General features: G+C 69.6%; 25 protein-coding genes. 14 read left to right on the top strand and 11 right to left on the bottom strand.

Annotated elements, in window-relative coordinates:
* The first annotated feature begins 47 nt into the window (after positions 1–47).
* Positions 48–1,133: an IS630 family transposase gene (locus tag VF106_RS35035; protein ID WP_330844232.1), complete on the top strand. Its 1,086-nt coding sequence runs from the start codon at positions 48–50 to the stop codon at positions 1,131–1,133.
* A gap of 59 nt (positions 1,134–1,192) precedes the next feature.
* Here VF106_RS35035 and VF106_RS35030 read toward each other — a convergent pair whose 3' ends face one another.
* Positions 1,193–2,167 carry a Gfo/Idh/MocA family protein gene (locus tag VF106_RS35030; protein ID WP_330844225.1) on the bottom strand — a complete coding sequence of 325 codons (975 nt, stop codon included), beginning with the start codon at positions 2,165–2,167 and terminating at the stop codon, positions 1,193–1,195.
* A gap of 22 nt (positions 2,168–2,189) precedes the next feature.
* Here VF106_RS35030 and VF106_RS35025 point away from each other — a divergent pair, with 22 nt between their 5' ends.
* From VF106_RS35025 to VF106_RS35015, 3 genes are all read left to right on the top strand, one after another.
* The gene (locus VF106_RS35025) at positions 2,190–3,122 is read left to right on the top strand and encodes a LysR family transcriptional regulator (protein ID WP_330844224.1); all 933 of its coding nucleotides are present in this window, start codon (positions 2,190–2,192) and stop codon (positions 3,120–3,122) included.
* A gap of 51 nt (positions 3,123–3,173) precedes the next feature.
* Positions 3,174–4,073 carry a proteasome assembly chaperone family protein gene (locus VF106_RS35020; RefSeq protein WP_330844231.1) on the top strand — a complete coding sequence of 300 codons (900 nt, stop codon included), beginning with the start codon at positions 3,174–3,176 and terminating at the stop codon, positions 4,071–4,073.
* A gap of 73 nt (positions 4,074–4,146) precedes the next feature.
* A complete protein-coding gene (locus VF106_RS35015) occupies positions 4,147–4,566 on the top strand; it encodes an NADH-quinone oxidoreductase subunit A (protein WP_414639127.1) in 420 nt (139 codons plus the stop codon).
* Between the two features lie 8 nt (positions 4,567–4,574).
* Here the strand turns inward: VF106_RS35015 and VF106_RS35010 are convergent, their stop codons facing one another.
* On the bottom strand, positions 4,575–5,261 hold the full coding sequence (locus tag VF106_RS35010; protein WP_330844223.1) for a hypothetical protein: 687 nt from the start codon (positions 5,259–5,261) through the stop codon (positions 4,575–4,577).
* A gap of 27 nt (positions 5,262–5,288) precedes the next feature.
* Here VF106_RS35010 and VF106_RS35005 point away from each other — a divergent pair, with 27 nt between their 5' ends.
* From VF106_RS35005 to VF106_RS34975, 7 genes are read left to right on the top strand one after another with little or no spacing between them, the layout of a single operon-like run.
* Positions 5,289–5,903: a hypothetical protein gene (locus VF106_RS35005; protein ID WP_330844222.1), complete on the top strand. Its 615-nt coding sequence runs from the start codon at positions 5,289–5,291 to the stop codon at positions 5,901–5,903.
* The gene (locus tag VF106_RS35000; protein ID WP_330844221.1) at positions 5,896–6,789 is read left to right on the top strand and encodes a complex I subunit 1 family protein; all 894 of its coding nucleotides are present in this window, start codon (positions 5,896–5,898) and stop codon (positions 6,787–6,789) included. The genes VF106_RS35005 and VF106_RS35000 overlap by 8 nt, the downstream gene beginning before the upstream one ends.
* Positions 6,790–6,841: 52 nt before the next feature.
* Positions 6,842–7,357: an NADH-quinone oxidoreductase subunit J gene (locus VF106_RS34995; RefSeq protein WP_414639128.1), complete on the top strand. Its 516-nt coding sequence runs from the start codon at positions 6,842–6,844 to the stop codon at positions 7,355–7,357.
* Positions 7,354–7,659, top strand: coding sequence for an NADH-quinone oxidoreductase subunit NuoK (nuoK, locus tag VF106_RS34990; protein ID WP_330844219.1), 306 nt, complete (start codon positions 7,354–7,356; stop codon positions 7,657–7,659). The genes VF106_RS34995 and nuoK overlap by 4 nt, the downstream gene beginning before the upstream one ends.
* A 3-nt stretch (positions 7,660–7,662) precedes the next feature.
* Positions 7,663–9,480 (top strand): proton-conducting transporter transmembrane domain-containing protein, encoded by a 1,818-nt coding sequence (locus tag VF106_RS34985; protein ID WP_330844218.1) that lies wholly within the window; start codon positions 7,663–7,665, stop codon positions 9,478–9,480.
* A 2-nt stretch (positions 9,481–9,482) separates the two neighbouring features.
* Positions 9,483–10,979: a complex I subunit 4 family protein gene (locus VF106_RS34980; protein ID WP_330844217.1), complete on the top strand. Its 1,497-nt coding sequence runs from the start codon at positions 9,483–9,485 to the stop codon at positions 10,977–10,979.
* On the top strand, positions 10,976–12,388 hold the full coding sequence (locus VF106_RS34975) for an NADH-quinone oxidoreductase subunit N (RefSeq protein WP_330844216.1): 1,413 nt from the start codon (positions 10,976–10,978) through the stop codon (positions 12,386–12,388). The genes VF106_RS34980 and VF106_RS34975 overlap by 4 nt, the downstream gene beginning before the upstream one ends.
* Here VF106_RS34975 and VF106_RS34970 read toward each other — a convergent pair.
* The 3 genes from VF106_RS34970 to VF106_RS34960 are packed head-to-tail and all read right to left on the bottom strand — an operon-like array spanning position 12,294 to position 14,940.
* The gene (locus tag VF106_RS34970) at positions 12,294–12,782 is read right to left on the bottom strand and encodes a hypothetical protein (RefSeq protein ID WP_330844215.1); all 489 of its coding nucleotides are present in this window, start codon (positions 12,780–12,782) and stop codon (positions 12,294–12,296) included. The two genes, VF106_RS34975 and VF106_RS34970, sit on opposite strands and share 95 nt — an antisense overlap.
* Complete coding sequence (locus VF106_RS34965; protein ID WP_330844214.1) at positions 12,779–14,344, bottom strand: multicopper oxidase family protein; 1,566 nt, start codon at positions 14,342–14,344, stop codon at positions 12,779–12,781. Before VF106_RS34965 ends, VF106_RS34970 begins: the two co-directional genes overlap by 4 nt.
* Positions 14,344–14,940 carry a DUF4352 domain-containing protein gene (locus VF106_RS34960; RefSeq protein ID WP_330844213.1) on the bottom strand — a complete coding sequence of 199 codons (597 nt, stop codon included), beginning with the start codon at positions 14,938–14,940 and terminating at the stop codon, positions 14,344–14,346. The genes VF106_RS34965 and VF106_RS34960 overlap by 1 nt, the downstream gene beginning before the upstream one ends.
* A 121-nt stretch (positions 14,941–15,061) precedes the next feature.
* On the opposite strand from VF106_RS34960, the gene VF106_RS34955 reads away from it, so the two are divergent.
* Complete coding sequence (locus VF106_RS34955) at positions 15,062–15,427, top strand: BlaI/MecI/CopY family transcriptional regulator (protein ID WP_330844212.1); 366 nt, start codon at positions 15,062–15,064, stop codon at positions 15,425–15,427.
* Complete coding sequence (locus VF106_RS34950; RefSeq protein WP_330844211.1) at positions 15,424–16,374, top strand: M56 family metallopeptidase; 951 nt, start codon at positions 15,424–15,426, stop codon at positions 16,372–16,374. Before VF106_RS34955 ends, VF106_RS34950 begins: the two co-directional genes overlap by 4 nt.
* 2 nt (positions 16,375–16,376) lie before the next feature.
* Here the strand turns inward: VF106_RS34950 and VF106_RS34945 are convergent, their stop codons facing one another.
* From VF106_RS34945 to VF106_RS34920, 6 genes are all read right to left on the bottom strand, one after another.
* Positions 16,377–17,717, bottom strand: coding sequence for a serine hydrolase domain-containing protein (locus VF106_RS34945; protein ID WP_330844210.1), 1,341 nt, complete (start codon positions 17,715–17,717; stop codon positions 16,377–16,379).
* A gap of 68 nt (positions 17,718–17,785) precedes the next feature.
* Complete coding sequence (locus tag VF106_RS34940) at positions 17,786–18,772, bottom strand: saccharopine dehydrogenase family protein (RefSeq protein ID WP_330844209.1); 987 nt, start codon at positions 18,770–18,772, stop codon at positions 17,786–17,788.
* A gap of 98 nt (positions 18,773–18,870) precedes the next feature.
* The gene (locus VF106_RS34935; protein WP_330844229.1) at positions 18,871–21,069 is read right to left on the bottom strand and encodes a heavy metal translocating P-type ATPase; all 2,199 of its coding nucleotides are present in this window, start codon (positions 21,067–21,069) and stop codon (positions 18,871–18,873) included.
* Positions 21,070–21,278: 209 nt separating this feature from the next.
* A complete protein-coding gene (locus VF106_RS34930) occupies positions 21,279–22,220 on the bottom strand; it encodes a DUF8832 domain-containing protein (RefSeq protein ID WP_330844208.1) in 942 nt (313 codons plus the stop codon).
* A gap of 29 nt (positions 22,221–22,249) precedes the next feature.
* Entirely contained in the window at positions 22,250–22,456 is a 207-nt protein-coding gene (locus VF106_RS34925) for a heavy-metal-associated domain-containing protein (protein ID WP_330844207.1), read from the bottom strand.
* A gap of 21 nt (positions 22,457–22,477) precedes the next feature.
* The gene (locus tag VF106_RS34920) at positions 22,478–22,759 is read right to left on the bottom strand and encodes a metal-sensitive transcriptional regulator (protein WP_330844206.1); all 282 of its coding nucleotides are present in this window, start codon (positions 22,757–22,759) and stop codon (positions 22,478–22,480) included.
* Between the two features lie 131 nt (positions 22,760–22,890).
* On the opposite strand from VF106_RS34920, the gene VF106_RS34915 reads away from it, so the two are divergent.
* Entirely contained in the window at positions 22,891–24,108 is a 1,218-nt protein-coding gene (locus tag VF106_RS34915; protein WP_330844205.1) for a pentapeptide repeat-containing protein, read from the top strand.
* The last annotated feature ends 11 nt before the right edge of the window (positions 24,109–24,119 follow it).

Genomic DNA, 24,119 nt, shown 5'->3' with positions numbered 1-24,119 from the left:
CTAGTGTCCTGAGTCATTAGTTCGTCGGTAGTTGGTAGAGTGTGGGCGTGCCGAGCCCGAAAGTCGCCCCGGTGGTGTTGTCCGACGAGGAACGTAGCGTCCTGAGTGGATGGTTACGTCGACGGAAGACGGCGCAGGCGTTGGCTGCGCGGTCGCGGATTGTGTTGCGGTGTGCCGAGGGTGGCACGATTGGGCAAGTAGCCGCGGATTTGGGTGTGTCTCGGGACATGGTGTCCAAGTGGCGGTCGCGGTTTCTGGCTCGCCGGCTGGAAGGCCTGACTGATGAGCCTCGTCCGGGTCGGCCGCGGCTGATCGGTGATGAGCAGGTTGAGCAGGTGATCACGAAGACGTTGGAGGAGACGCCGGGGCAGGACACGCACTGGTCGACCCGGTCGATGGCCTCGGCGACCGGGATGTCTCAGTCGGCGGTCTCCCGAATCTGGCGGGCTTTTGGGCTCAAACCGCATCTGGTGGAGACCTGGAAGCTCTCGACCGATCCGCAGTTCATCGAGAAGGTCCGCGACGTCGTCGGCTTATACATGGCGCCGCCGGAGAACGCGTTGGTGTTGGCGGTGGATGAGAAGTCACAGATGCAGGCGATTGACCGGACCGCGCCGATTCTACCGATCATGCCGACCACCCCGGCGCGGATGACCCACGACTACATCCGCCACGGCACCACCAGCCTGTTCGCCGCCTTCGACATCTCCAGTGGCTCGGTGATCGCCCACCACTACCGCCGCCATCGCCAGCAGGAGTTCCTGCGGTTCCTCAAGGTCATCGACACCGCGGTGCCCAAGGACCTCGACCTTCATCTGGTGTTGGACAACTACGCCACGCACAAGACCCCGAAGGTCAAGGAGTGGCTGATCCGCCACCCACGGTTCCACCTGCACTTCACCCCCACCAGCAGCTCCTGGATGAACCTGGTGGAACGCTGGTTCGCTGAGCTGACCAACCGCAAGCTCCGCCGCTCCGCCCACCGCAGCGTCACCGAACTCGAAACCGACGTCCGCACATGGATCAACGAATGGAACACCGACCCCAAACCCTTCGTCTGGACCAAAACCGCCGACGAGATCCTCGAAACCCTCGCGGCATACTGCGGCCTAATTAACGACTCGGGACACTAGGTCCAGCACCGGCGAAACCCCAGGCACGCCACGTGAAGTCCACCCCATCGGTGCGGTTTTCACCGATGGAAAGCCTCGATGACCTCCTGGACACGCAATGCGGTGGCGAAGTCGGCCAGGTTCGCCTGGCTCGTGCCGCGGATCGCGGCGGCGAACTGTGAGAGGCGCGTGTACTCCGAGCCGCGTTCGCCTGCCAAGCCAACCGGACGCCACGACCCAGCGTCCCAAATGGACAGATCGGCCCAGTCGCGGAGGCGGTAGGAGCGTCGGGTGCCCCACAACGTCCACTCGTAGACCTCCGGGCCCGCCTGGCCCGCGATCGCGGACACGTGCACCGGCACCTCGCCAGCCCGCAGCAGACCACGCGCGGCGGTCTCGCTGCCGCTGTCCGGGTAGTCGACGCTGACGTACTCCGGCCGCAGGGGGCCGAGAAGACGATCGGTCAGGTAGGCGAAGTGGGACAGCACCTCGCGCACGAAACCGCCCTGCTCGCGGCCGGCCACCCACGTCGCCGCGGACTGGAAGTCGCGGGGCCAGAGCGGGAACTGCAGGCGGATGTCGACGCCACGGACGGTGCCGGCGTCGCCGCGGCGCAGGTGTCGTTCGATTTCGAGCACGGCGAGCCGGTCGGACAGGGCGAAGTTCACCGCGTTGGCCAGGCCGGTGCGCGTGGCCGCGGCATGCATCCGCTGACCGTCGGCCAGGTCGATCGCGAGCGGCTTCTCGCAGAACACCGCCTTGCCCGAGTCCAGCGCGCGGAGGGTCAGCGCGGCGTGGGACGACGGCGGGGTGGCGAGGTAGACGGCGTCGAGGTCGGGGGCGTCGACCACCGCCGAGGCGTCCGTGCCGAATGAGACCTCGGGATGAACGGGGGCGAGACGGTCGAGCGTTCGCTGGTCGAGGTCGACCGCACGCACCAGCGTGAAGTCGGGGTGCTTCACGGCGGTGTCGAGCATCTCCATGCCCATCGCGCCCAGTCCGACGATGCCCAGCCTGATCTCCTGCATGCGGTCAGCCTCGCGCCAGCCAATCATAAGATCAAGCTACGATGTCTGCATGAAACCGTTAAGTGCGGACTTCATGGATGACCTGCGTCGCCTGCGGGTGCTCCGCGAGTTCCGGGAACGGGGCAGCATCACCGCCACGGCCAAGGCGCTGCACCTGACCACCTCGGCGGTGTCCCAGCAACTGGCCGGGCTGTCCCGTCACCTCGGTTTCCCCGTGACCCGCCCCGACGGCCGGCGGGTGGTGCTCACACCCCGCGCGGAGACGCTGCTGGCGCACGCCGACGCCGTCTTCGCCCACATCGAACGCGCCCGCCACGACCTGGACTCGTGGGACGACGTCACGCACGGCACCGTCACGATCGGCGCGTTCCCCACCGCGATCACCGGGCTGTTGCCGCGGTTCCTGGACGACCTCCGCGTGACCGCGCCCAAGCTCAGGGTCCGGTTGCGCGAGGCCGAACCGCCTGCCCTGTTCGACCAGCTCGACGCCGGCCGGCTCACGGTCGCGCTCGCGGTGAGCTTCGCCGGGTCGCCAGCCACGACCGACCCGCGGTACCACCGCGTCGACCTTGGCTCGGACGAACTGGACGCCGCGCTGCCAGCCGATCACCCACTCACGGCGCGTGACCAGCTCGAACTCACCGAACTGGCGGCCGAACCGTGGATCTCCGGCGACGGCGAGGGCTGCTGTGGCGCCATCACCGCGACGGCGTGCGCCGCTGCCGGGTTCGTCCCCGACGTCGTGCACCGCACCAACGACTGGCAGGCCGTGGCCCAGCTCGTCGCGCACGGTCACGGAGTGGCGTTGATCCCGCGCCTTGCGCAACGGGCGCTACCAGAAGGCCTGGTCATCCGGCCGATCGCCGGGCCGGCACCCCGGCGGCAGCTCTTCGCCGCGGTACCGGAAGGGTCGCAGGCGTCGCCGGTGGTCGACCTGGTGTTGGGTCAGTTACGTGCCACGTACGGCGGGAATGAACGATAGACGTGGGGCGTTGACTACCCCTAAGACGTGATCATGTGTTGGGAGGACGAGGTGGCTCTGGACCCGGAGGAACTGTTCGAGGTGGACTCCGACGTCCCGGACCTGACCGGAGCGGTGCTGTTGCACCACTTCAGCGGCTTCATGGATGCCGGTTCGGCCGGTTCGACGCTGGTCGACCACCTCCTGGAGGCGTACGAGCACCGAGTGGTCGCGCGGTTCGACGTGGACGAACTGATCGACTACCGAACGCGACGCCCCGCGATGACCTACGACACCGACCGGTGGGAGCACTACGACCGCCCCGAGCTGGTCGTGCACCTGCTGCACGACGCCATCGGCACCCCGTTCCTGCTGATGACGGGCCCTGAACCGGACCGGCGGTGGGAGGCGGTCGCGGCCGCCGTGCACGCGCTGATCGAGCGGTGGGGCGTGCGGCTCACCGTCAGCTTCCACGGCATTCCCATGGGTGTCCCGCACACCCGCAAGCTGTCGGTGATCTCCCACGCCACCAGGCCCGAGCTGGTCATGGAGAAGTCGCCGTTCAACCGGGTACAGGTGCCGGGCAACCTGTCGGCGCTGCTGGAACTGCGCCTCGGGGAGGTCGGCCAGGACGCCATGGGCTTCGCCGCGTACGTCCCGCACTACCTCGCACAGGGCGCCTACCCGACCGCCTCGGTCAACCTGCTCGAGGCCGTCACGAAGGCGACGGGCCTGGCGTTCCCCGCCGTCGCCCTGTACGAGGCGGCACGGCGGACCGACGCGGAGATCAACCGCCAGGTGTCCGAGTCGTCGGAGGTCGCGCAGGTCGTCGAGGCGCTGGAGCAGCAGTACGACTCGTTCACCCAGGCGTCGGAGAACCTGCTGATCTCCGAGGGTGAGCCCGTCCCCAGCGCGGAGGAGTTGGGTGCCGAGTTCGAACGCTTCCTCGCCGAGCAGCAACGAGACATCTGAGCCCGCCAGCCAGGTGCGCTGAAGGACGCCTTCCTCACGACCAGCGCGAGGAAGGCGTCCTTCGTCGTATCGCATGACCCGTGCACAGCCGGGCGCCCCGCATGCTAGCTTTACCCCCACCGGGTATCCCGTATCGGAGGAGGTGCTGGCGTTGGGCGGCATTGTGGTACTCCTCGCCTTGGTGACTGTCGTCGTCGGCGGGTTGTACGGGGTCGCCGCGTTGGTTCGGCTCGGTAAGGCTGCGCTAGAGGTAAGGCCATTCCTGTCCGGGCACGCGCCGGTGGAGCACGCGGTGTCCCGATATCACGTGCGCTGGTATGCCGTGACGATGCTCTTCCTGGCGTTCGACATGGAGATGGTGTTCATGTATCCGTGGACGCTCGTCGTCGCCGAGGAGGGGACTACCGCCGTGGTGGAGATGTTCGTCTTTCTCGGCATTCTCTTCGCCGGCGTGACGTACGCGTGGCGGGAGGGCGTGCTGCGGTGGACATGACGGCGTGGTTACTGCGGCTCACCCCGCCCCGCCCCCTTGTGGCGACCGGGTTGGGTGGCACGGCGGCACGACTGGCCGCCGAACGCGCCATCCGCGAACGAGGTTGGCGGCCCGCGTTGAACCCCGCCGAGGCGAACATCCTCCTCGTCGTCGGCGATGGTCTTGACGCCTATGTGGAGCGCGTGTGGCACGCGATGCCAGCGCCGCGCGTGCGGCTGGCGGTCTCGGAGGCGACCGAGGTGCCGCGGCAACTGGATCTCGCCGTTGCCGAACTCCGGGACACCGCCCGCCAACGCGCGAACGCTGTTGCCCCACAAGGCATACCCAACGAACACAGCAACCACGACCAACACGCCACGCCAGACGGCCAAAGCGGGCACACCGAACACGAGGAACACGCCAGGCACGACCAGCACCAGGAACACACCGAGCACACCGCGCCCGGGCATGACGAGCACAGTGGGCACGATTCGCACAACCAACACAGCGGGCACCAGGAACACAGCGAGCACACCGAGCACGACGGCGGGCACCAAGAGCACGGCGGGCACGACCAGCACAACGGGCACGAAGAACACGGCGGGCATGCCGAGCACGGCGGGCACCAAGAGCACAGCGGGCATGCCGAGCACGGCGGGCACCAGGAACACAGCGGGCATGCCGAGCACAGCCCGCACGACCAGCACAGTGGGCACCAGGGACACAGTGGGCACAGTCATCACATGGGTGGCATGGAGATGCCTGGTGGGGTGCCGATGGCCGATCGGGCCGAGGATCGGGACGGGCTCATGCTTGACGTGCTCCATGTGCCCCTCGGGCCGGTTCTGCCGTTGTGGCCCGCCGGGCTCATTGTCCACACGCGACTGCAGGGCGATGTCATCCAGGAGGCCACCGTCGAGGTTGTCGGCTCCCCCGGTGTGTCGTTCTGGGCGACGGAGGACCGGGGCCTGGCCCGTCGGTTGGACTCCCACTCGCGGCTGTTGGCGCTCGCCGGTTGGACCGACGCGGCTGTCGAGGCTCAGCGGTTGCGGGACGACGCGCTCGACGGCACGCTGTCGGACGCCCGGCTCCAGAAGTGGACCCGGCGGGTGTGTCGGTCACGTACGCTTCGCTGGTTGCTCGCCGGAGTCGGCACCGTCTCGGACGGTCCGTTGGCCGGGGACGCCCTGACTCGGCTCCACTCGCCACCCGCAAAAGGTCCACATGAGACCCAGTGGATCCTGGACAACCTGCCTGCCATGCTCGCCGGCACCGAACTGGCCACCGCACGTCTGGTCGTGGCCAGCCTCGATCCGGATCTCGATCTCCTGGCACACCACGGGGCACACCATGGTTGAGCAAACAGCGTGGTGGGGCGCGATCGTGCTACCGGTCGTGCTCGGGTTGTTCGCGCTCGCGGCCGCCTCGTGGGACGCCGTTGGGCGGGGTGGGGCTACGTTGCCGTTGCGGTCGGTGGCTGGGCTTCTGGTGCAGCAACGGCGTCGGACGCTCGCCGCGGACACGGTCCTGTGGCGCACGGCAGGGATCGTGTTGCTCGTCGCCGCTGTGCTTGCCGCTTCGGTTGTTCCGCTTGGACGGTGGGTGGTCGGGGATCTGTCCGTCGGCCTGGTGTGGTTCAACGCCATGGAGATCGTGGCCTGGGCAGCGGTGTGGCTCGCGGGATGGGGTGGCAACACGGCGTTCGGGCTCGTGGGCGGATACCGGTTCGTGGCACAGGGCTTGGCCTACGAGTTGCCGCACATGTTCGTGCTCACCACCGCCGCCATCGGGGCCGGGTCGCTTCGCGTCGGGGACATCGTGGCCGCCCAGCAGGACCTGTGGTTCGTGGTGTGGATGCCCGTCGCGTTCGTCGTGTATCTCGTTTCGGTGCTGGCCATGGCGTTCCTTCGGCCCTTCGACCAGGCGGTCGGCAACGACCTCGCCGGTGGGGCCGTCGCCGAGCTGTCCGGTGTGGACCGGCTGGTGTTCCTCGCCGGGCGGTGGGTGTTGCTGGTGTCCGGTGCGGCGATGGCGGTGCCGTTGTTCCTCGGTGGTGGCGACGGGCCGATTCTGCCGGACTGGCTGTGGTCACTGGTGAAGACCGCCGCCGTGCTGGCCCTGCTCGTCTGGGTCGGGCGGCGGTCGCCGACGATCCGGATGGAGCGGTTCACCGAGATCGCCTGGATGGTGCTCGTTCCGGTCACGCTGCTCCAGGCGTTGTTCGTGTCCATTGTGGTCATCTAGGGAGGTGCGCGTGGAGATCGTGTTCTGGGTGTGTGCGGTCGGCGCCGTCGCGATGGGGATCGCGGTGTTCCGGGTGGACTCGATGGCGCGGGCGACGTTCGCGCTGCTGGCGTCGTTCCTGTTCGCCGGGGTCACCGTGCTCCTGGTCGAGCTGACCTACCTTGGTGTGCTCGTCATCCTCATGATGATCATGGAGATGGTCGTCATGGCCGTGTTCATGGTGATGTACATGATGAACCCGGCCGGGCTGATGCCGATGACCATGGTGCACAACCAGAAGGGCTCGCTCGCCATCGCGGTCGGCACGTTCGCGGTGCTCGCGGCCGGGATCTACCTCGTCGACTGGCCCACGTCGCAAGCATCACGGCCGGACGAGCCGACGATGCAACTGGGCGAGGCGCTGATGGGGCCGAACATGCTCACGATGATCGTCCTGGGGCTCGCGTTGTTCGCCACGATCATCGCCACGGTCGTCCTCGCGACGAACCGCGGCCGCTACGACCGGTACGGCGACCGGCTGGAACACAGGAGCCCGCGCGATCCCGTACGGGGAGGCATCGACCGATGAGCCTACAGGACTACCTTCTGCTCGCGGCCGCGCTGTTCAGCGTCGGCCTCTACGGCGCTCTCTCGCAGCAGTCCATCGTCATGATCATGATGGGCATCGAGCTGATGGTGAACGCGGTGATCGTCGGTGCCGCCGCGTTCTGGTACTTCACGTCGCCGGACCGGCCGGACGGGCAGGTGGTCGTCGTGCTGGCGGTGACCGCCATGGCCATCGAGATGGCGGCCGGCTTCGCGGTCACCACAGCGGTGTTCCGGGCTCGCGACGTGGACACGACCGACATGGCCGCGGACCTCAAGGACTGACGCATGCTCTGGCTCCTCGTCGCGGTTCCGCTCCTGGCCGGCGGCGCTCTCCTGCTCGCGGGCCGGCGCGCCGACCGGTTCGCCGCACCCATCGGGATCATGGCCGCCGTCATCGCGCTCGGCACCTCGATCACCGTCGCGGCACGAAGACCAGCGGTGTCCGCGTCCTATTTGGATGGTGTGTCGTTCGGACTGAACGTCGACGGTCTCTCGGCCGTCATGGTGATCACGGTGTCGGTCGTGCTCGTTGCCGTGCTGGTGTTCGCCGCCGGTGAGCCCGAACTCAACGCCCGGTTCCACGGGCTCATGCTCGTGTTCGCCGGCGCGATGCTGGTCACCGTCACGGCCACGACCTTCGTCACGCTGCTGATGGCGTGGGAGGTCATGGGCGCGGCGTCCTACGCGCTCATCGGGTACTGGTGGCGGGAGTCGCGGCGGGCAAGCTCCGGCACCGTGGCGTTCCTGACCACCCGTGGCGCCGATCTGGGGCTGTACCTGGCGGCCGGTGCGGCGCTGGCGGGTGGTGCCGCGAGCCTCGGGCTGGGTGACCTGGCCAGCCTGCCGGACGGCTGGCGGGACGTGGTCGCGGCCGGTGTGGTGCTCGCAGCGCTGGGCAAGTCGGCGCAGTTCCCGTTCAGCTTCTGGCTGTCGCGGGCCATGGACGGTCCCAGCCCGGTGTCCGCCCTGCTGCACTCGGCGACCATGGTCGCGGCGGGCGGCTATCTGTTGCTGCGGCTACAACCGTTGCTGGGTGCCACACCGTGGGCGGCGGCGGTGGTCGCGTGGGGCGGCGCGCTGACCGCCCTGCTGCTTGGCGCGGTGGCGGTGGCGCAGACGGACCTCAAGCAGCTGCTCGCGGCCTCGACGTGTGCACAGGTCGGGTTCATGGTGCTCGCGGCCGGCACGGCGGGAGTGGCCGCCGGCACCGGACAGCTCGTCGCGCACGCGCTCACCAAGAGCGTGCTGTTCCTCTGCGCCGGCGCGTGGCTGACCGCTCTGGGCGCCAAGACCCTGCCGGCGCTGCGGGGTGTCGCGCGCCGCTTCCCCGTCGTGGGGATCTCGTTCACCGTCGCCGCCGTGGCGCTGGCCGGTGTGCCGCCACTGTCCATCTGGGCCACCAAGGACCACGTGCTCGCGAACGCGTGGCACGAGTCGACTCCGCTGTACCTGGTCGGGCTCGCCGCCGCGGCGTTGAGCGCGGCCTACGCGGCCAGGGCGGTGGCGCTGGTCTGGGCCCGGGAGCCGAACGAACTGCCGGGCCAGGTCACCAGATGGCATCAGGCGGCCCTTCCGCCGCTCGCCGCCGGTGCGGCACTGCTCGGGGTCCTGGCGGTTCCCACTGTCTGGCAACGGTTCGCGGAGATCGTGTCCGTGCAGGAAGGACCATCGCCCTCCTGGTGGGAGCTGCTCGTCTCTGGGGTCGTCGCGCTGGCCGTCGCGGGCGCGGTCGCCGTCTTCGTCGACAAGGTGCCAGCGCCCGCGGCGCTACGCGGTTGGCTGGGACTGGAGACGGCCGCGCGAACGCTCGTCGCCAAACCCCTGGACGCCACCGCGAACGCTCTCGCCCGGTTCGACGACCGCGTGGTCGACGGCGGTGTCCGCACCAGCGCGGCACTCGGCGCCGCGTTCGCGCGGGTGGTCGACAACCGTGTCGAATGGACGGTCGACGGGCTCGTCCGCGGACTCGCACGGATGTTCCGCGCTCTGGGGCGGCTGGCACGCCGGCCGCAGACCGGTCAGCTCCACCACTACTACGCGCAGGCGGTGGTCGCACTGGCCGTGCTCGCCGTGCTGCTGCTCATGCTCTCGAACGGACGGTGAACGTGCTCAGCATCGTGGTGTTCCTGCCGTTGGCGGTCGCGGCCGTCCTCCTGGCCGTGCCGCGGCTCGGTGACGCGGTGGTGCGCTGGACGTGGGTTGTCGCCAGCGCGGTCGAGGTCGTGCTCGCCGTCGTGCTCTGGGTCGGCTACCGCGACAACACCGCAGGCGCCGGCTACGGCTACGGCTACGAGGTGAACCGGCGGTGGATCCCCAGCGTCAGCTCGGGTTACCACATCGGCGTCGACGGCATCAGCCTGCCGCTGATCGCGCTCACCGCCGTGCTGTTCCTGGCCTGCGCGGTCTACTCGCTGCGCATGACGGACCGGATCCGCTCGTTCGCCGTGCTGTTCCTGTTCCTCGAGACCGTGTGCCTCGGCGTGTTCGTGTCGCTGGACCTGATCCTGTTCTTCGTCTTCTTCGACCTGTCCATTGTGGGCATGTACTTCGTGATCGCCGGCTGGGGGCATCGCGATCGGGTCAGGGCAGCACTGCAGTTCTTCCTCTACACGTTCCTCGGCTCGCTCGCGCTGCTGCTCGGGTTCATCGGTCTGTACCTCGCCGCCGAGCCCAACACGTTCGACATGGTCGCGCTCACCGAGCAGAACCCCTTGGCGGGCAAGGGCACCGTCGCCGCGCTGGTACTCCTCGCGATCTTCGTCGGGCTCGCCATCAAGACGCCGACCGTCCCGTTCCACACCTGGCTGCCACCCGCGCACACCGAGGCACCTGCGGCGGGTTCGGCGATCCTGGCTGGCGTGCTGCTGAAACTCGGCACATACGGGTTCGTGCGCATCGCGATGCCCATGCTGCCGGACACCTGGCGGGACTGGGCGTGGGCGATCATCGCCGTCGGCGTGGTCAGCGTGCTCTACGGCGCGCTGGTCGCCCTGGCACAGCAGAACTTCAAACGCATGATCGCCTATACATCGGTCAACCACATGGGCTACATCGTCCTGGCCGTCGGCGCCGCCGGCCTGGTGTCCACATCGGATGAACAGGCGCAGTCACTGGCGAGCACCGGCGCGGTCACGCAGATGGTCAGCCACGGGCTCATCACGGGCGCGCTGTTCCTCCTCGCCGGTGTCCTCTACGAACGCGGCGGCACCTACGATCTCGGCTCCTACGGGGGTCTTGCCGCCAGCACGCCCCGTTTCGCCGGTCTGACGGCCGTCGCCGCGTTCGCCTCGCTGGGACTGCCCGGGTTCTCCGGGTTCATCGCGGAGTTCCAGATCTTCACCGGCTCGCTGCCCGGCGCGCCCGTCGCGACCGCGCTCTCGTTCCTGGGCATCCTCGTCACCGCGGCCCTGTTCCTGCGCGCGTTCCAACGACTTTTCCTCGGCCCGCCAACGAAAACCGTGGCCGCCGACCTCACCGCCACCGAAACCGTCGCCATCGCGCCGCTGATGGTGCTCGCGGTCGTACTCGGGCTGTTCCCGCGCTTCCTGCTCGACCTCGTCGAACCCGCGGCCCACACGCTCGGCACGTTGGTCAGCCGATGAACGGGATGATGTCCCTGGAGCTGGACCGGTTGCTACCCGAGCTGTTCCTGGCCGGCGCCGCCGTGTTCCTGCTGTTGCTCGGCTCGTTCCTCCCCCGTCGCCACCAGTGGGTCGTCGGTGTGCTCGCGGCGGCCACCTGTCTGGCCGGGATCGTCGCCACCGCGGTCGACTGGTCCGGCGAGAGCATGGCGGTGTTCGCGGGCAGCTATGCCGTGGACCCCGCGACCAACGCGACCCGCGTGGTCGTGCTCGCCTCGGTGCTCCTGGTGCTGGCCATGGCGCGAGTTCGTGGCCACGCCAGGGAAACCGAGTTCGTGGTGCTCCTGCTGCTCGCCGCGCTGGGTGCGGTGCTGCTGGCGGGCACCAACGACATCCTGTTGCTCGCGGCCGCCTACCTGCTGGCCAGCGTGCCCCTGTACGCGCTGGTCGGGTTCGCCAAGGACGCGCCCGGCACCGAGGCCAGCCTCAAGTTCTACCTGCTCGGCGCCTTGCTCGGCACCACGATGCTGTTCGGCGTCATGCTCGTGTCCGGGGTGGGCCGCGGCACGGACTATCCGATGCTGCACCACGGCCTGTCGGACGCGCCGGCCATCGCGGTGGCGGTGGGCGCGGTCCTGCTGCTCGGCGGCCTGCTGTTCAAGGCCGGTGCGGTGCCCGCGCACTTCTGGGTGCCGGACGTCACCGAGGGCGCCCGCCCCGCGGTCGGCGCGATCGTCACGACGATCCCGAAGATCGGCGCCGTGGTCGCGCTGTACCGGCTCGTCGCGGTGCCGTTCGACGCCGTGGCCATGAACTGGTCGCTGCTGGTCGCCGTGATCGCCGCGGTCACGATGACGCTCGGCAACCTCGCCGCGTTCTTCCAGACCGACGTCCGCCGCCTGCTGGCCTACTCCACGATCAGCCAGGTCGGCTACCTGCTCATGGCGGTCGCGGCCGCGGGACGGGCGGAGCTGGCCCTCCCAAGCGTGGTGCTCTACCTCGCCGCCTACGCCGTCACCAACCTCGGCGCGTTCGCCGTGGTCTGCGCTCTTCCCGACGCCCGCACGCTCGACGACTACACCGGGCTGCGACGGCACCGGCCGTGGCTCGCGGTCAGCCTCGTCGTGTGCCTGCTCGGCCTCGTCGGCACCCCACCGACCGGCGTCTTCGCCGGCAAGCTCACGGTGTTCACCGCCGCGTTCGACGCCGGGCTGGGCTGGCTGGTCGTCCTCGCCGCGGTCAACACCGTGGCCAGCGTCTTCTACTACCTGCGCTGGATCGCCCCAGCCATGCGGACATCGTCGACGTTCGGACGGCCCGACCGGCCCGCCACCGTCACCGCTTACGTGGCCGCGCCGCTGTCGGTCGCCGTGGGGCTGCTCGCCGGGCCGGTACTGGCTCTGGTCGGCGGCGGGCTCCTGCTCCCATGAGCGCGGCGGCGGCCACCTCGACGGTCGACACGGCAATGGCGGCGGCCAGCGGGAAGTCGCGGTAGAGGCCGGCGAACCAGGCGACCGGAATGACCAGTGTCAGCACGGTCCCGAGGATCAGCTCCACTCGGGACTGTCCGAAACAGAGTAAGGCACTGAGGACCCCGAGGCCGGCGGCGGCCAGGACGTGGGCCAGACCGCGGACCGGAGCACCTGGCCATTCGATCATCGCGGCGGCCAGGTGTCCGGCTTCCCCGGCGAACGCGAGAAGTGCCGACAGTGACCGGACAGTGCGCCAGCGGGGACGCTCACGCCGACGCCGGGCCGCGGCGCTGCGTTGCTGGAGGCGGGCGGTGTAGGTGTTGGCGCCCCGAGGTCTGCTGCGGGTGGTCACTGGATGTCCATGTTGGCCATCATGCCGGCATCCTCGTGTTCGAGGTTGTGGCAGTGGAAGACGTACTTGCCGCGGTGCCCGGTGAACGTGACGGCCAGGCGCATCGCGCCGGTTGGCACGAACACGGTGTCCTTCCAGCCGCCGTCCTGCGGTTCGGGTGGTTTGCCGTTTCGTTGGAGGATCCGGAAATGGGCACCGTGCAGGTGGACGGGGTGGATGGGATCGGCGGTGAAGTCCCAGATCTCGGTGGACCCGAGAGTGGGGTTGGCGTCGATTCGTGTCAGGTCGAACACCGCGCCGTTGGTCATCGCGGGGCCACGGACACCTTGTGGGCCGATGAAGAAGCTGAACCGGCGGTCGGCGGTGCCTTCGGTGCGTGGCGGAGGCGGCGGCGCCTCGGTGAGGGTGTCCGGGATGCGGGCGTCGTCGCTGGCGCGGCGAGCGACGTCGAAGCGCATGACGTAGGAGTTGTCGCCGTCGCCCAGGTTGTTCTTCAGCGTGACCCGGGTGCCGGGACGGTACTGCGAGAAGTCGATGAGGATGTCGTAGCGCTCGCCCGGGGAGATGGCGAACATGTCGTAGGCCACCGGTTCCGGCAGCAGCCCGAGGTCGCTGCCGATCTGTGTGAAACCGTTGCCGCCCGGTGGTGGTGGGTCGAGCTCGAGCCGATAGGTCTGGGCGTTGGAGGCGTTGAGGAACCGCAACCGGTACAGCGCGGCGTCCACCTCGAGGAAGGGCCAGGCGACGCCGTTGACGGTGATCGTCTGGGCGACCATGCCGCTGTGGTGGTACTCCAGCTTCACCCCGGGCGTGCGCTTGCTGGGGTCCTCCCATGGGTAGAACAGCGACCCGTCCTCGTCGACCTGCCGGTCGGCGATCATCAGCGGGATGTCCCGCGCGCCGCCCGGCAGCGGCAGCGTGTCCTCGACGTCGTCCCGGATGAGATAGAAGCCGGCCAACCCCATGTACTGCTGCGGGCCGGTGAACTCCATCCGGTGGTCGTGGTACCAGAGCGTGGCCGCGGCCTGGTCGTTGGCGTAGGTGTAGAGGCGGCTACCGGTCGCGATGCCGGCCACACCGTGTTGGGCGTGTCGCGCCAGCGCCGGGTCGACCGGTCCGGTCGCCGGGGTGAGGAAGTCCACCGGGTAGCCGTCTTCTTCTGGCGGGATGACCCCGCCGTGCAGGTGCACCACGGTCGGCACGGTGAGCTCGTTGTGGTGGGTCATCATGACCGGGCGGCCGCGGCGGGCTTCGACCGTCGGTCCGGGGAAGGTGCCGTCGTAGCCCCAGATCTCGGTCTGGATGTCGGGCAGGAACTGTTGTTTGCCAACGGTTTGACGGATCTCGTAGCGGTCGACCCCACCCTCGGTGGAGGTCGGGCGCAGCACCGCCGGTATCGGCAGCGGCCGGGTGAAGGCCTGTGCGGGCGGCTTGGCCGCGGATGGCGCGGCCGCCGGACGGGCACGGCCGCTGGCGAGCACGGCGGTCGTCGCCGGCAGCACGACCCCGAGGACACCCGCCGCACCCCACCGCATCAGCGAACGGCGGTCGATCTCCGGCATCACTTGCCGCCCGAACCCATCTCACCCTCGGAGTGGTCCATCATCCCGCCGCCGGTCCCCGACAGGGACACGCTCAGCGCGGCACTCCCACCGTCGCGCTTCCATTCGAGCCACACGGTGGTGTCCTTGACCTCGTCGGGCGGCATGTCGAAGAAGAGCAGGCCGCTGACCGCGTTCCTCGGGGCGAGGCGCGGCAGGTCACCGAAGGTGTCCGCGCTCGGCGTCCAGCGTTTGTCGCCCTTCTCCGCGCGCAGCGCGAACTCCTCGGCGGCGAGGAACTGGTGGGTCTGGCTGGTCGCGTTCACGACCGTCACCTTGACCTCGACGCGGCCGTCACCTTCGTCGGGCATGCCCTGCATCTGGTTCATCGGCATGCCGGGGGCCATCCCTTTCGCCATGTCCTCCAGGTCCACCCAGCCGGCCTTGTCGATGCGCGTGTGCAGGCCGTCCAGGGTGCCTTCGTGACCAACGGAGGCCGGTGCGGTCCACGTGTCGACCAGTTGGACGATGCCGAACGTCGCGGCGGCGACCGCGACCAGAACCAGGACCACGATGCCGGCACGCGGCTTTGTTTCTGCCTTCACCATGGCGGGCATGGCTTTCAGCCTAGTTACGCCGTGATCTTTCGGGAGTAGCCAAAAATACCTAGGGAGGCTAGTACTACCGCCGTTAGTGTGCTGGGCCGACGCGTAGCATGACTCGCCATGAGGAGGTGGCATGCGGGGTCTTGGTGAGCTGGAAGCCGCCGTGATGAACGTGCTCTGGAGCACCGGCCAGCCACTGAAGGTCCGGGACGTGCTGGAGCGCCTCGACACCGGCAGGCAGCTGGCCTACACCACGGTGATGACGGTGCTGGACAACCTGAACCGCAAGCAGTGGGTGCGGCGGCAACGGATCGGCAGGGCCTTCCACTACGAGCCGGCCCTGGGTCGTGAGGAAGCCTCCGCGCGGGCGCTGCGCGACGTGCTCGACTCCTCGCAGGACCCCCACGCAGTCCTCATGCGGTTCGTCGAGACCGTGTCCGACGAGGAGACCGACCTGCTGCGCACCGCGCTACGCAGGAAGCGGGTCCGCCGCAGGTGAACGCCGCGCTGACGTTGCTCGCCGGCGCGGCCGTCGCCGGTTGGCTCGTCCCTGGCCTTCTCGCGCGGGCGGACCTGCGACGGCGCGATCCCGTGCCGCTGATCGTGGCGTGGCTGGTGTCGGGTACCGCGGTGCTGCTCGCCGCCGCCGTCGGGGTGGTGCTGTTGCTGCTGCCGAACCACGGCCCGAGCCCCTCGTTGCTCGCCGCCGCGCACAGTTGCTGGTCGGCGGTCCAGCACGGCTCACCACCCCGCGTCGAGGAGGTCGCCGGCCTGGTCGGGGTGGCGCTGCTGGTGGCACTGGTCGCGCGGCTGGTGGTGGTCTCCGCGCGTGGTTTCCGGCAGCGCGGCCGCAAACGACAGGACAACCTCGCGGTACTGCGCATGGTGGCGCGGCCGGCCACCGGGGACATCCTGTGGCTCGCGCACGACGAACCGCTGGCGTTCAGCATGACCGGCCGGCCCGGCGTCGTGGTCGCCACCGAAGGACTGACCCGGCACCTCGACCGACGTGCGGTCGCGGCCGTGCTCGCCCACGAGATGGCACACCTCACCGGCCGGCATCACCTGCTGATCGCGATCGCCGACGCGCTCCGCGCCGCGGCGCCGTTCGTGCCCCTGTGCCGCCAGGCCCCCCGAGCGATCCGCGCCTTGGCCGAGCTGGCCGCCGACGGCACCGCCGCACGGGCCTGCGGGCCCGCCGCCGTCCGCACCGCACTGCTGCGGGTGACCCGGCACGACAACCTCCCCAGCACGTCCCTCGCGATGGCCCGGGACGCCGTCGCGCTCCGTCTCGCCCGGCTGCGCCGCGGTCCCCCGCAGCGCAGCGGCCTGCGCCGGACCGTCTCGTGTGGACTAGTGGGTGTCATGGCAGCGGCGGTGCCGTTCCTGGCGGGGACCGCGTTCCTCCTCGGCATCGCGGTCCTCACCTGCCCACTCGGCGGCTGACGTCATCCGAGGCATGATCGGACGGCCGCGGCCAGGTTCGACGCCCTCGGGTCGTCGGGCCGGAAGTTCCAGAGGTTCGTGACGTAGCCGAAGCCGACGCCGGCCTCCGGGTCCGCGAAGCCGACCGAGCCGCCGGAGCCCGGGTGGCCGAACGAGGCCGGGCCGAGCATCTGGTAGGGCGGGCAGGCTCGCCAGAACCCGAGCGACATGTAGAAGGAGCGGTCAGCCGGGACGTTCAGCCCCGGCGGCAGCCCGTACATCGGCGTCGTGTCGGTCTGGACCTCCGTCGCCCTCGCGACCGTCGCCCGGTTGAGCAGCCGAATCCCGTCGACGCGGCTGACCGTGGCGGCGTACATCCTGGCGATCGACTGCGCGTCCGCGACCATGTTCGCGGCCGGGAACTCCGCCGCGCGCCAGGCACGCGTCAGGAAGTAGTCGGCCGAGGTGAAGGCGCCGCCGAGCTCGCCAGCGCGGATCGCGACGGAACCGGGGCTGTACAGGGCGTTGACCCATGCGGTGACCGTGTCCGCGTCCAGCCCGGTCACCTTGATCATCCCGGCGAGCAGCTCCTCCACGCTGAACGGCGCGGCGTTGTGGATCTTGGCGACCCGGCTCTCGTGCCGTTCGGGCAGCCCGATCCAGGCGCTGAGCCCGAGCGGACGGGCCACCTCCTCGGCGAAGAACGTGCCGAGAGACTTGCCGGTGATCCGACGCACGACCTCGCCGACCAGGAACCCGTACGTGTTGGCGTGGTAGATGTGCGCCGTGCCCGGCTGCCACAGCGGCCGCTGCGCCTCGAGTGCCCGGATGACCGGGTCCCAGGCGCACGCCTGCTCGAACGTCAGCGGTCCGTCGACGACCGGCAGACCGGCCTGGTGGGACAGCAGCCAGCGGACCGGGATCTGGTCCTTACCGTTCGCACCGAACTCCGGCCAGTACCGGACCACCGGGGCGTCCAGGTCCAGCAGGCCGCGCTGCACCAGCATGTGGGCACAGATCGCGGTGGCGCCCTTCGTCGTGGACGCGACCTGCATGATGGTGTTCTTGCGCCACGGGCGGTTCGCCTCGCGATCGGCGAGGCCGTCCCACAGGTTGACGACGGGGCGACCGCCCACGTAGACGCTGCACGCCGCGCCGACCTCGCCGGGTCCATCGAAGTTGGCGCGGAACGCGTCGGCGACCTTTCCCCAGCCGGGCTCGACACAGTCACCGCTACTCGCGGAGGCGGTGCCGCCGCTCGCGAAGCCGGCGAGCGCGCCGGCGCCGAGCACGCCCCCCAACAGGGTCCGGCGTCGAACGTGTCCGTGTTCGCCTGCCATGCGGTTTTCGTTTCCTGAGGTCATGGCGGCAACGATGACCCGCTTCCCTGACACAGCACGGTCACCGCACTGACACGGGCTCTGACACGGTGTCACCGGACACACGTGAGGTTCAGGTCGAAACCCTCGGCCGCCAACTCAGCGAGGAAGGCGGCGGGCTCGACGAGCTGCTCGATGTGGGCGACACCCGGTGGCATGCTCGGCAAACGCCGTACCAACAGGGCGGCCGTGACACCGGTGGCGCGGCTTTGCCTGGCACCGCTGAAGGATGCCGCGACGGTTCCGGAGTGGACGGTCACGGCGAACCCGTCCCCGCCGAGGTGGATCCCGCCCAGGAGCGCGAGGACGAGCTTGCGCACCGGGGGACGGCGCAGCAGGCGGGCGACAGCCGGCCTGCCCGCGGCGGCCAGGAGGGTGGTGAGGAGCCGGGAGTCCAGGCACAGGCCCGTGCTGACCGAGGTGACCCCGAGGGTGCCGGGCAGCGTGTACTGGTCGGAGAACGGGAAGCGGTGAACAGTGCGGACGCCGTACGGGGCCGGGAAGGGCATGGGCCACCGGCCGTCGAGTTGACCGAGCCCGTCCAGCGTCCAGCCGAGTGCCGCCGGGCCGTGCCGTTCACCCGAGCCGAGCAGCACGCCGATGCGGGCCTCCCGCAGTCCCGAGTGTTCGAGGCACCGCCGTGCCAGGAGGTTCGTGACGCCGGGGGCCAGACCGACGCTGAGCACCGCCCTCGCGTCTTTCCTTCTGGCCAGGTCCCCCAACTCCGCGATCCCGGCGAGCACCTCGCGGGAGGCCGACACGTCGAGATAGTCGATGCCCCGCTCCAGACAGGCACGGGCCACGTCGACGTTGTCGCGCTCGGCGCACATGAGCACGGTGTCCACGCCCGTCAACGCCCTCGCCAGGTCGGCGGGATCGGCGGCGTCCACCCGCAGGGGCGTGGCGCCGGGGATGGGCTGGGCGTGGTCCGGGTTTCGCCCCGCGACGATCACCGAGGCGGTCGGCAGGTGACGCACCAGCGCCACGGCCGCCTCCCGGCCGACCGCGCCGTACCCGCCGAGGATGAGGATCGTCGCCATCCCACCTCCACAACCTGGACAGTTATGTCCAAGTTATCACGGAGACGCGTGTGCCCGCCGACCGCGATCCTGGTCGGCGGGCACACGTTCTCTTGGCGCTACCCGGTGGGGACGCTGCTCCGGAAGCCACGCAACCGCAGGCTGTTGCCGACGACGAACACCGAGCTGAACGCCATCGCGGCGCCGGCGATCATCGGGTTCAGGAAGCCTGCCGCCGCCAGCGGCAGTGCCGCGACGTTGTAGCCGAACGCCCAGAACAGGTTGCCCTTGATCGTCCGCAGTGTCCTGCGGGACAGGCGGATGGCGTCCACCGCGGCCCGCAGGTCGCCACGGACCAGCGTCAGGTCGCTGGCCTCGATCGCGACGTCCGTGCCGGTCCCCATGGCCAGACCCAGATCGGCCTGGGCGAGCGCGGCCGCGTCGTTGACCCCGTCGCCGACCATCGCGACCACGCGGCCCTCGGACTGCAGCCGCTTGACGACGTCCACCTTGTCCTTCGGCAGGACCTCGGCGATCACCTCGTCGATGCCCACCTCGGCGGCCACTGTCCTGGCCACGGCCTCGTTGTCGCCGGTCAGCAACACCGGGGTCAGGCCGAGCCGACGCAGGCCGGCGACGGCCTCCGCCGAGGTCGGCTTGACGGTGTCGGACACCACGAGCACAGCGCGTGCCTCGCCGTCCCATCCGACGGCGACCGCGGTCCTGCCGGCGCGTTCCGCCTCGGCCTTGGCGGCCGCCAGGTCGGGCGTCAGGTGCTGCGCCCAGTCCTCGAGCAGCGCGGTCCTGCCGACGACGACCGCGTGACCTTCCACGATCCCTTGCACCCCAAGGCCTTCGATGTTCGCGAAGTCCTCGATGGCCGGGAGTTCGCCGACCTTGTCCTCGGCGCCTCGGGCGATGGCCGCCGCGATCGGGTGCTCCGACGCCTTCTCCAGCGCGCCCGCCAACCGCAGGGCCTCGTCGACCGCGACCCCGTCGGCCACGTGCACGTCCACCAGGGACATCTGACCGGTCGTGACGGTGCCGGTCTTGTCCAGCACCACCGTGTCCACGCGACGGGTCGACTCCAGCACTTCCGGGCCCTTGATCAGGATGCCGAGCTGCGCACCCCGTCCGGTACCGACCAGCAACGCCGTCGGCGTCGCCAGGCCGAGCGCGCACGGGCAGGCGATGATCAGGACAGCGACCGCCGCCGTGAACGCCGCCGCCGGGGAGCCGCCCGAGCCGAGCCAGAACGCCAGGGTCGCCACCGACAGCGCGATCACGATCGGGACGAACACGCCGGAGATCCGGTCGGCCAGCCTCTGCACCGCCGCCTTGCCGGTCTGCGCTTCCTCGACCAGCTTGGCCATCTGCGACAGCTGGGTGTCCGCGCCGACCCGCGTGGCACGCACGACCAGCCGGCCGCCCGCGTTGACCGTGGCGCCCACGACGTGGTCACCCGGGCCGATCTCGACCGGGACGGACTCGCCGGTGAGCATGCTCGCGTCGACCGCCGAGCTGCCCTCCTCGACCACACCGTCGGTCGCGATCTTCTCGCCAGGACGGACCACGAACCGGTCCCCCACCACGAGCGCCTCGACCGGGATGCGTTCCTCGCGGCCGTCACGCAGCACCGCCACGTCCTTCGCGCCCAGCTCGAGCAGAGCCCGCAACGCGGCGCCCGCCCGACGCTTGGAACGCGCCTCGAAGTAGCGGCCGGCGAGGATGAACGTGGTCACCCCGGCCGCGACCTCCAGGTAGATACTCGCGCTACCGGTCATCCGCTCGATCGTCAGCTCGAACGGGTGCGTCATGCCCGGCACGCCCGCGCCACCCCACAGCAGCGCGTACAGCGACCAGGCGAACGCGGCCAGGGTGCCCATCGAGATGAGCGTGTCCATGGTGGCCGCGCCGTGCCGCAGGTTCGCCCACGCCGCCTTGTGGAAGGGCCACGCCGCCCAGACGATCACCGGCGCGGCGAGGGTGAGGGAGATCCACTGCCAGTTGGTGAACTGGATGGCCGGGATCATGGCCAGCAGGATCACCGGCACCGCCAGCACCGTCGAGCCGATCAGCCGCTGCCGCAGCGAGCGGGTCGGGTCCTCCTCTGGCTCGTCCGTCGCGTCGGGTGTCGGCGGCTGGGGCAGCGTGGCCGTGTAGCCGGCCGCCTCTACCTGCTCGACGAGCGTGGTCGTGTCCACGTCGTCGGCGAAGGTGACCTTGGCCTTCTCGGTGGCATAGTTGACGGTCGCCGTCACGCCGTCGAGCTTGTTCAGCTTCCGTTCGATCCGGTTGGCGCACGACGCGCAGGTCATGCCACCGATGGCAAGTTCGATCTCGCGTGGCTGCTGTTCCGCCTCCCCGGAATTCAATGTGTTGGTCACGTCGCGGACAGACGGTTCTGTCTGGTCACGTACTTGTGGCTGGCTTGCGTCACGTTCCCCTGAGGTGCGGTTGCGAAGCACTCGGCCTGCCTTCGATCCTGAGGTTGGCACAGGAAATGTCATGGCTTCTCCTCCCCAGCTCAGTTGTGGCCGTGGCCGTCGTCGGCGTGACCGGTCGTCGGCGCCGGTTGTGCCGGGACGTGCCCGTCGGTGGCGAGGGTGAACTCGGCCGTGCGCACGGTGCCGCCGTGCTGGAAGTCCAGGAACAACCGGTAGGCGCCGGCCGAGGGGACCTCCGCGAAGAACGTGACGGTCGGGCCGGGCTTCGTTTCGCCGTCGCCGGGTTCGCCGTCGGGGTGCACGTGCAGGTAGGCGAGGTCGCCGACGCGCAACGCCACCAGGTGCCCGTAGGCCCCTAGGTAGGGCTGCAGATCGGTGACCGGTTGCCCGTCCTTGCTGACGGTCAGGTCCAGCTCGGCGGTCTTGCCGGGGACGAGGTCGCCCTCGAGCTTCACCTCGTAGCCGTCCACGGTCGCGACCCGCGAGGGCTGGTAGTCACTCGGCTGGTAGTCACCCGGTACGGACAGGTCGACACCGAGCGTGGTCGCCTCGCCCCCGGTGGGCGCGAAGTCGGCGAAGGCCCGATAGCTGCCGGCCCTCGGGAGCGTGAGCGGCACGGACCAGGTGCCGTCGGCGTCCATCTCCGGGTGCACGTGCTGGAAACCGGCGGTGTCCCGGCGCACCACGATCAGGTGCAGCCGCTTCTCGTGCTCGACGTCGAACCGGGTCACCGGCTTGTCGTCGGGGCCGGTGATGCGGAAGGTGAAGGTGTTGGTTCCCGTGGTCAGCGTCGTGCTGGTGGGCGCGAGGGTGTATCCGCCCCTGGACGACGCGAGGCCCGCGGGCAGGTCGGCGACCTGCTGAGTCTCCGCGACGGTGTCGCTGTGAGTGTCCCCGTGCGCGGCGCCCTCGTTCGTCGCCTCGCTCTTGATGGGACCGACAGCGCTGCCGACCGCCCAGGCGCCACCGGCGACCAGGGCGAGCGCTACACCGTAGGCGGAGAGCTTCGTTGCAGTGTTCATGGCAATCCTTGTCTCGTGGCTGTCCGCACTCAGGCGGTCAGCTGGTACCCGGCTTCTTCGACAGCCGCACGCACCTCGTCGACACCGAGCTCGGACTCGCTGCTGACGGTCACCTTCCCGGTGGGCACGTCCACGGCCACATCGGTCACGCCCGTGATGGCGCCGACCTCCTCACGCACCGAGGTAGCGCAGTGGCCGCAGGTCATACCGGTCACGGTGTAGGTCTTCTCGATCATCAGAGGACTCCTTCTCCTGTTTCAGGAACGGACAAGACGGGCGATCGCGTCGCTCGCCTCGCGAACTTTCAGGTCGGCGATCTCGCCGCCCTCGGCGACCGCCTCGGCGACACAGTGCTTGAGGTGCTCGTCGAGCAGGCCCAGCGACACCGACTGCAACGCCTTGGTGGCGGCCGAGATCTGCGTGAGCACGTCGATGCAGTACTCGTCGCTCTCGACCATCCGCTGCAAGCCGCGGATCTGGCCCTCGATCCGACGCAGACGCTTCAGGTAGTCGTCCTTGCCGGCTGTGTACCCTCGCATCTCGACCTCCTCCTTAGGGGTACCCGGTACGGGTAGAAGATATACCCCTGGGGGGTACCTCTGTCAAGCCGGGCGGATCATCTGGTGGGAAGGGCGTTGCACCGGCCGCCCGGATCGCGACATGTGTCGATGTGACGACTGAATTACGAGGTTGGCGGGCCGCTCCGCACTACGAGGTCCTGTCGGAGCGGACGATCCTGGTGTGGGCGGTCGGCGTCGTGCTGGCCGGGGTCGGCGTGGCGGTGTGGTTGCTGCTCGCCTACACCGGCGGGGACGCCGAGGCCAACCGTGTGCGGCTGGACGCGATCCGCACCGCGGGCACCATCGTGGTCGGCACCGGCGGCGCGGCCGCGCTGCTGCTCGCCGCCCGCCGGCAGCGCAGCACGGAGATCGCCCTCAAGCAGAAGGAGCGCGACCAGTTCCTGCAGGAGCGGGTCGCGCTGACCACCGAAGCCGATGCCGAGGCGCGACGGATCACCGACCTGTACACCAAGGCGGTCGAGCAGCTCGGCTCGGAGAAGGCCCCGGTCCGGTTGGGCGGGTTGTACGCCCTGGAACGCCTCGCCCAGGACCACGTCAAGCAGCGGCAGACCATCGTCAACGTGCTCTGCGCCTACCTCCGCATGCCCGACGCCCCACCCGACGACGACACGACGCTCACCGTGGAGCAGGTGCAGGAACGCGAGGTCCGCCTTACCGCACAACGCCTCCTCACCATCCACCTGCGTCCCGGCGGCTCCCGCTCCCGTCCTGTGGCCACCTTCTGGGAGGACATCGACCTCGACCTCACCGGTGCCACCCTCATCAACCTCGACCTCATCGGCTGCCGGGCCAACACGATCAGGTTCACCAACGCCCACCTCACCGGCCGAACCTCTTTCGACAAGGCCGAGTTCACCGGCGCGGCGGTGTTCCACGGCGCCCGGTTCACCGGCTTCGCCTCGTTCCGCGAGGCGCGGTTCACCGACAGCGTCTGGTTCAGCAACGCCCACTTCACCGACAGCGCCTCGTACATCAGGGCCCTGTTCACCGGCACCACCACGTTCCACGCGGCCACGTTCAGCCACGACACCTGGTTCGACGAAGCCCGGTTCACCGGCGCCACGTCGTTCTCCTCGGCGCAGTTCACCCGGGACGCCTCGTTCAAGGAAACCGGGTTCAACGAGAGCATCTTCCGCGAGGCCCGGTTCACCGGCTCTGCCACGTTCGAGGGGGCGTTGTTCACCAGCACTCCCGCGTTCAACGGGACGCAGTTCGCGGTCGCCGTACCTCCGGAGGCGGCACCGTTCTGGTCCCCGCCGGTCGTCGATGCCGGCCAGCAGGAGGGCGAAACGTCACGGACCGAGTGACACCATGTGAG

The sequence above is a fragment of the Actinophytocola sp. genome (assembly GCF_036378875.1).
Lineage (GTDB): Bacteria > Actinomycetota > Actinomycetes > Mycobacteriales > Pseudonocardiaceae > Actinophytocola.
Note: the sequence above shows the minus strand (reverse complement) of the source record. Positions and strands in the feature narration are given on the sequence as shown.

Excerpts from the sequence above, each read along its gene's own strand:
- VF106_RS35030 (WP_330844225.1), bottom strand. The coding sequence starts at position 2,167 with ATGATTGGCTGGCGCGAGGCTGACCGCATGCAGGAGATCAGGCTGGGC.
- VF106_RS35025 (WP_330844224.1), top strand. The coding sequence starts at position 2,190 with ATGAAACCGTTAAGTGCGGACTTCATGGATGACCTGCGTCGCCTGCGG.
- VF106_RS35015 (WP_414639127.1), top strand. The coding sequence starts at position 4,147 with ATGACCCGTGCACAGCCGGGCGCCCCGCATGCTAGCTTTACCCCCACC.
- VF106_RS35005 (WP_330844222.1), top strand. The coding sequence starts at position 5,289 with ATGGGTGGCATGGAGATGCCTGGTGGGGTGCCGATGGCCGATCGGGCC.
- VF106_RS35000 (WP_330844221.1), top strand. The coding sequence starts at position 5,896 with ATGGTTGAGCAAACAGCGTGGTGGGGCGCGATCGTGCTACCGGTCGTG.
- VF106_RS34995 (WP_414639128.1), top strand. The coding sequence starts at position 6,842 with ATGGGGATCGCGGTGTTCCGGGTGGACTCGATGGCGCGGGCGACGTTC.
- nuoK (WP_330844219.1), top strand. The coding sequence starts at position 7,354 with ATGAGCCTACAGGACTACCTTCTGCTCGCGGCCGCGCTGTTCAGCGTC.
- VF106_RS34985 (WP_330844218.1), top strand. The coding sequence starts at position 7,663 with ATGCTCTGGCTCCTCGTCGCGGTTCCGCTCCTGGCCGGCGGCGCTCTC.
- VF106_RS34975 (WP_330844216.1), top strand. The coding sequence starts at position 10,976 with ATGAACGGGATGATGTCCCTGGAGCTGGACCGGTTGCTACCCGAGCTG.
- VF106_RS34965 (WP_330844214.1), bottom strand. The coding sequence starts at position 14,344 with ATGCCGGAGATCGACCGCCGTTCGCTGATGCGGTGGGGTGCGGCGGGT.
- VF106_RS34960 (WP_330844213.1), bottom strand. The coding sequence starts at position 14,940 with ATGCCCGCCATGGTGAAGGCAGAAACAAAGCCGCGTGCCGGCATCGTG.
- VF106_RS34955 (WP_330844212.1), top strand. The coding sequence starts at position 15,062 with ATGCGGGGTCTTGGTGAGCTGGAAGCCGCCGTGATGAACGTGCTCTGG.
- VF106_RS34945 (WP_330844210.1), bottom strand. The coding sequence starts at position 17,717 with ATGACCTCAGGAAACGAAAACCGCATGGCAGGCGAACACGGACACGTT.
- VF106_RS34940 (WP_330844209.1), bottom strand. The coding sequence starts at position 18,772 with ATGGCGACGATCCTCATCCTCGGCGGGTACGGCGCGGTCGGCCGGGAG.
- VF106_RS34935 (WP_330844229.1), bottom strand. The coding sequence starts at position 21,069 with ATGACCTGCGCGTCGTGCGCCAACCGGATCGAACGGAAGCTGAACAAG.
- VF106_RS34930 (WP_330844208.1), bottom strand. The coding sequence starts at position 22,220 with ATGAACACTGCAACGAAGCTCTCCGCCTACGGTGTAGCGCTCGCCCTG.
- VF106_RS34925 (WP_330844207.1), bottom strand. The coding sequence starts at position 22,456 with ATGATCGAGAAGACCTACACCGTGACCGGTATGACCTGCGGCCACTGC.
- VF106_RS34920 (WP_330844206.1), bottom strand. The coding sequence starts at position 22,759 with ATGCGAGGGTACACAGCCGGCAAGGACGACTACCTGAAGCGTCTGCGT.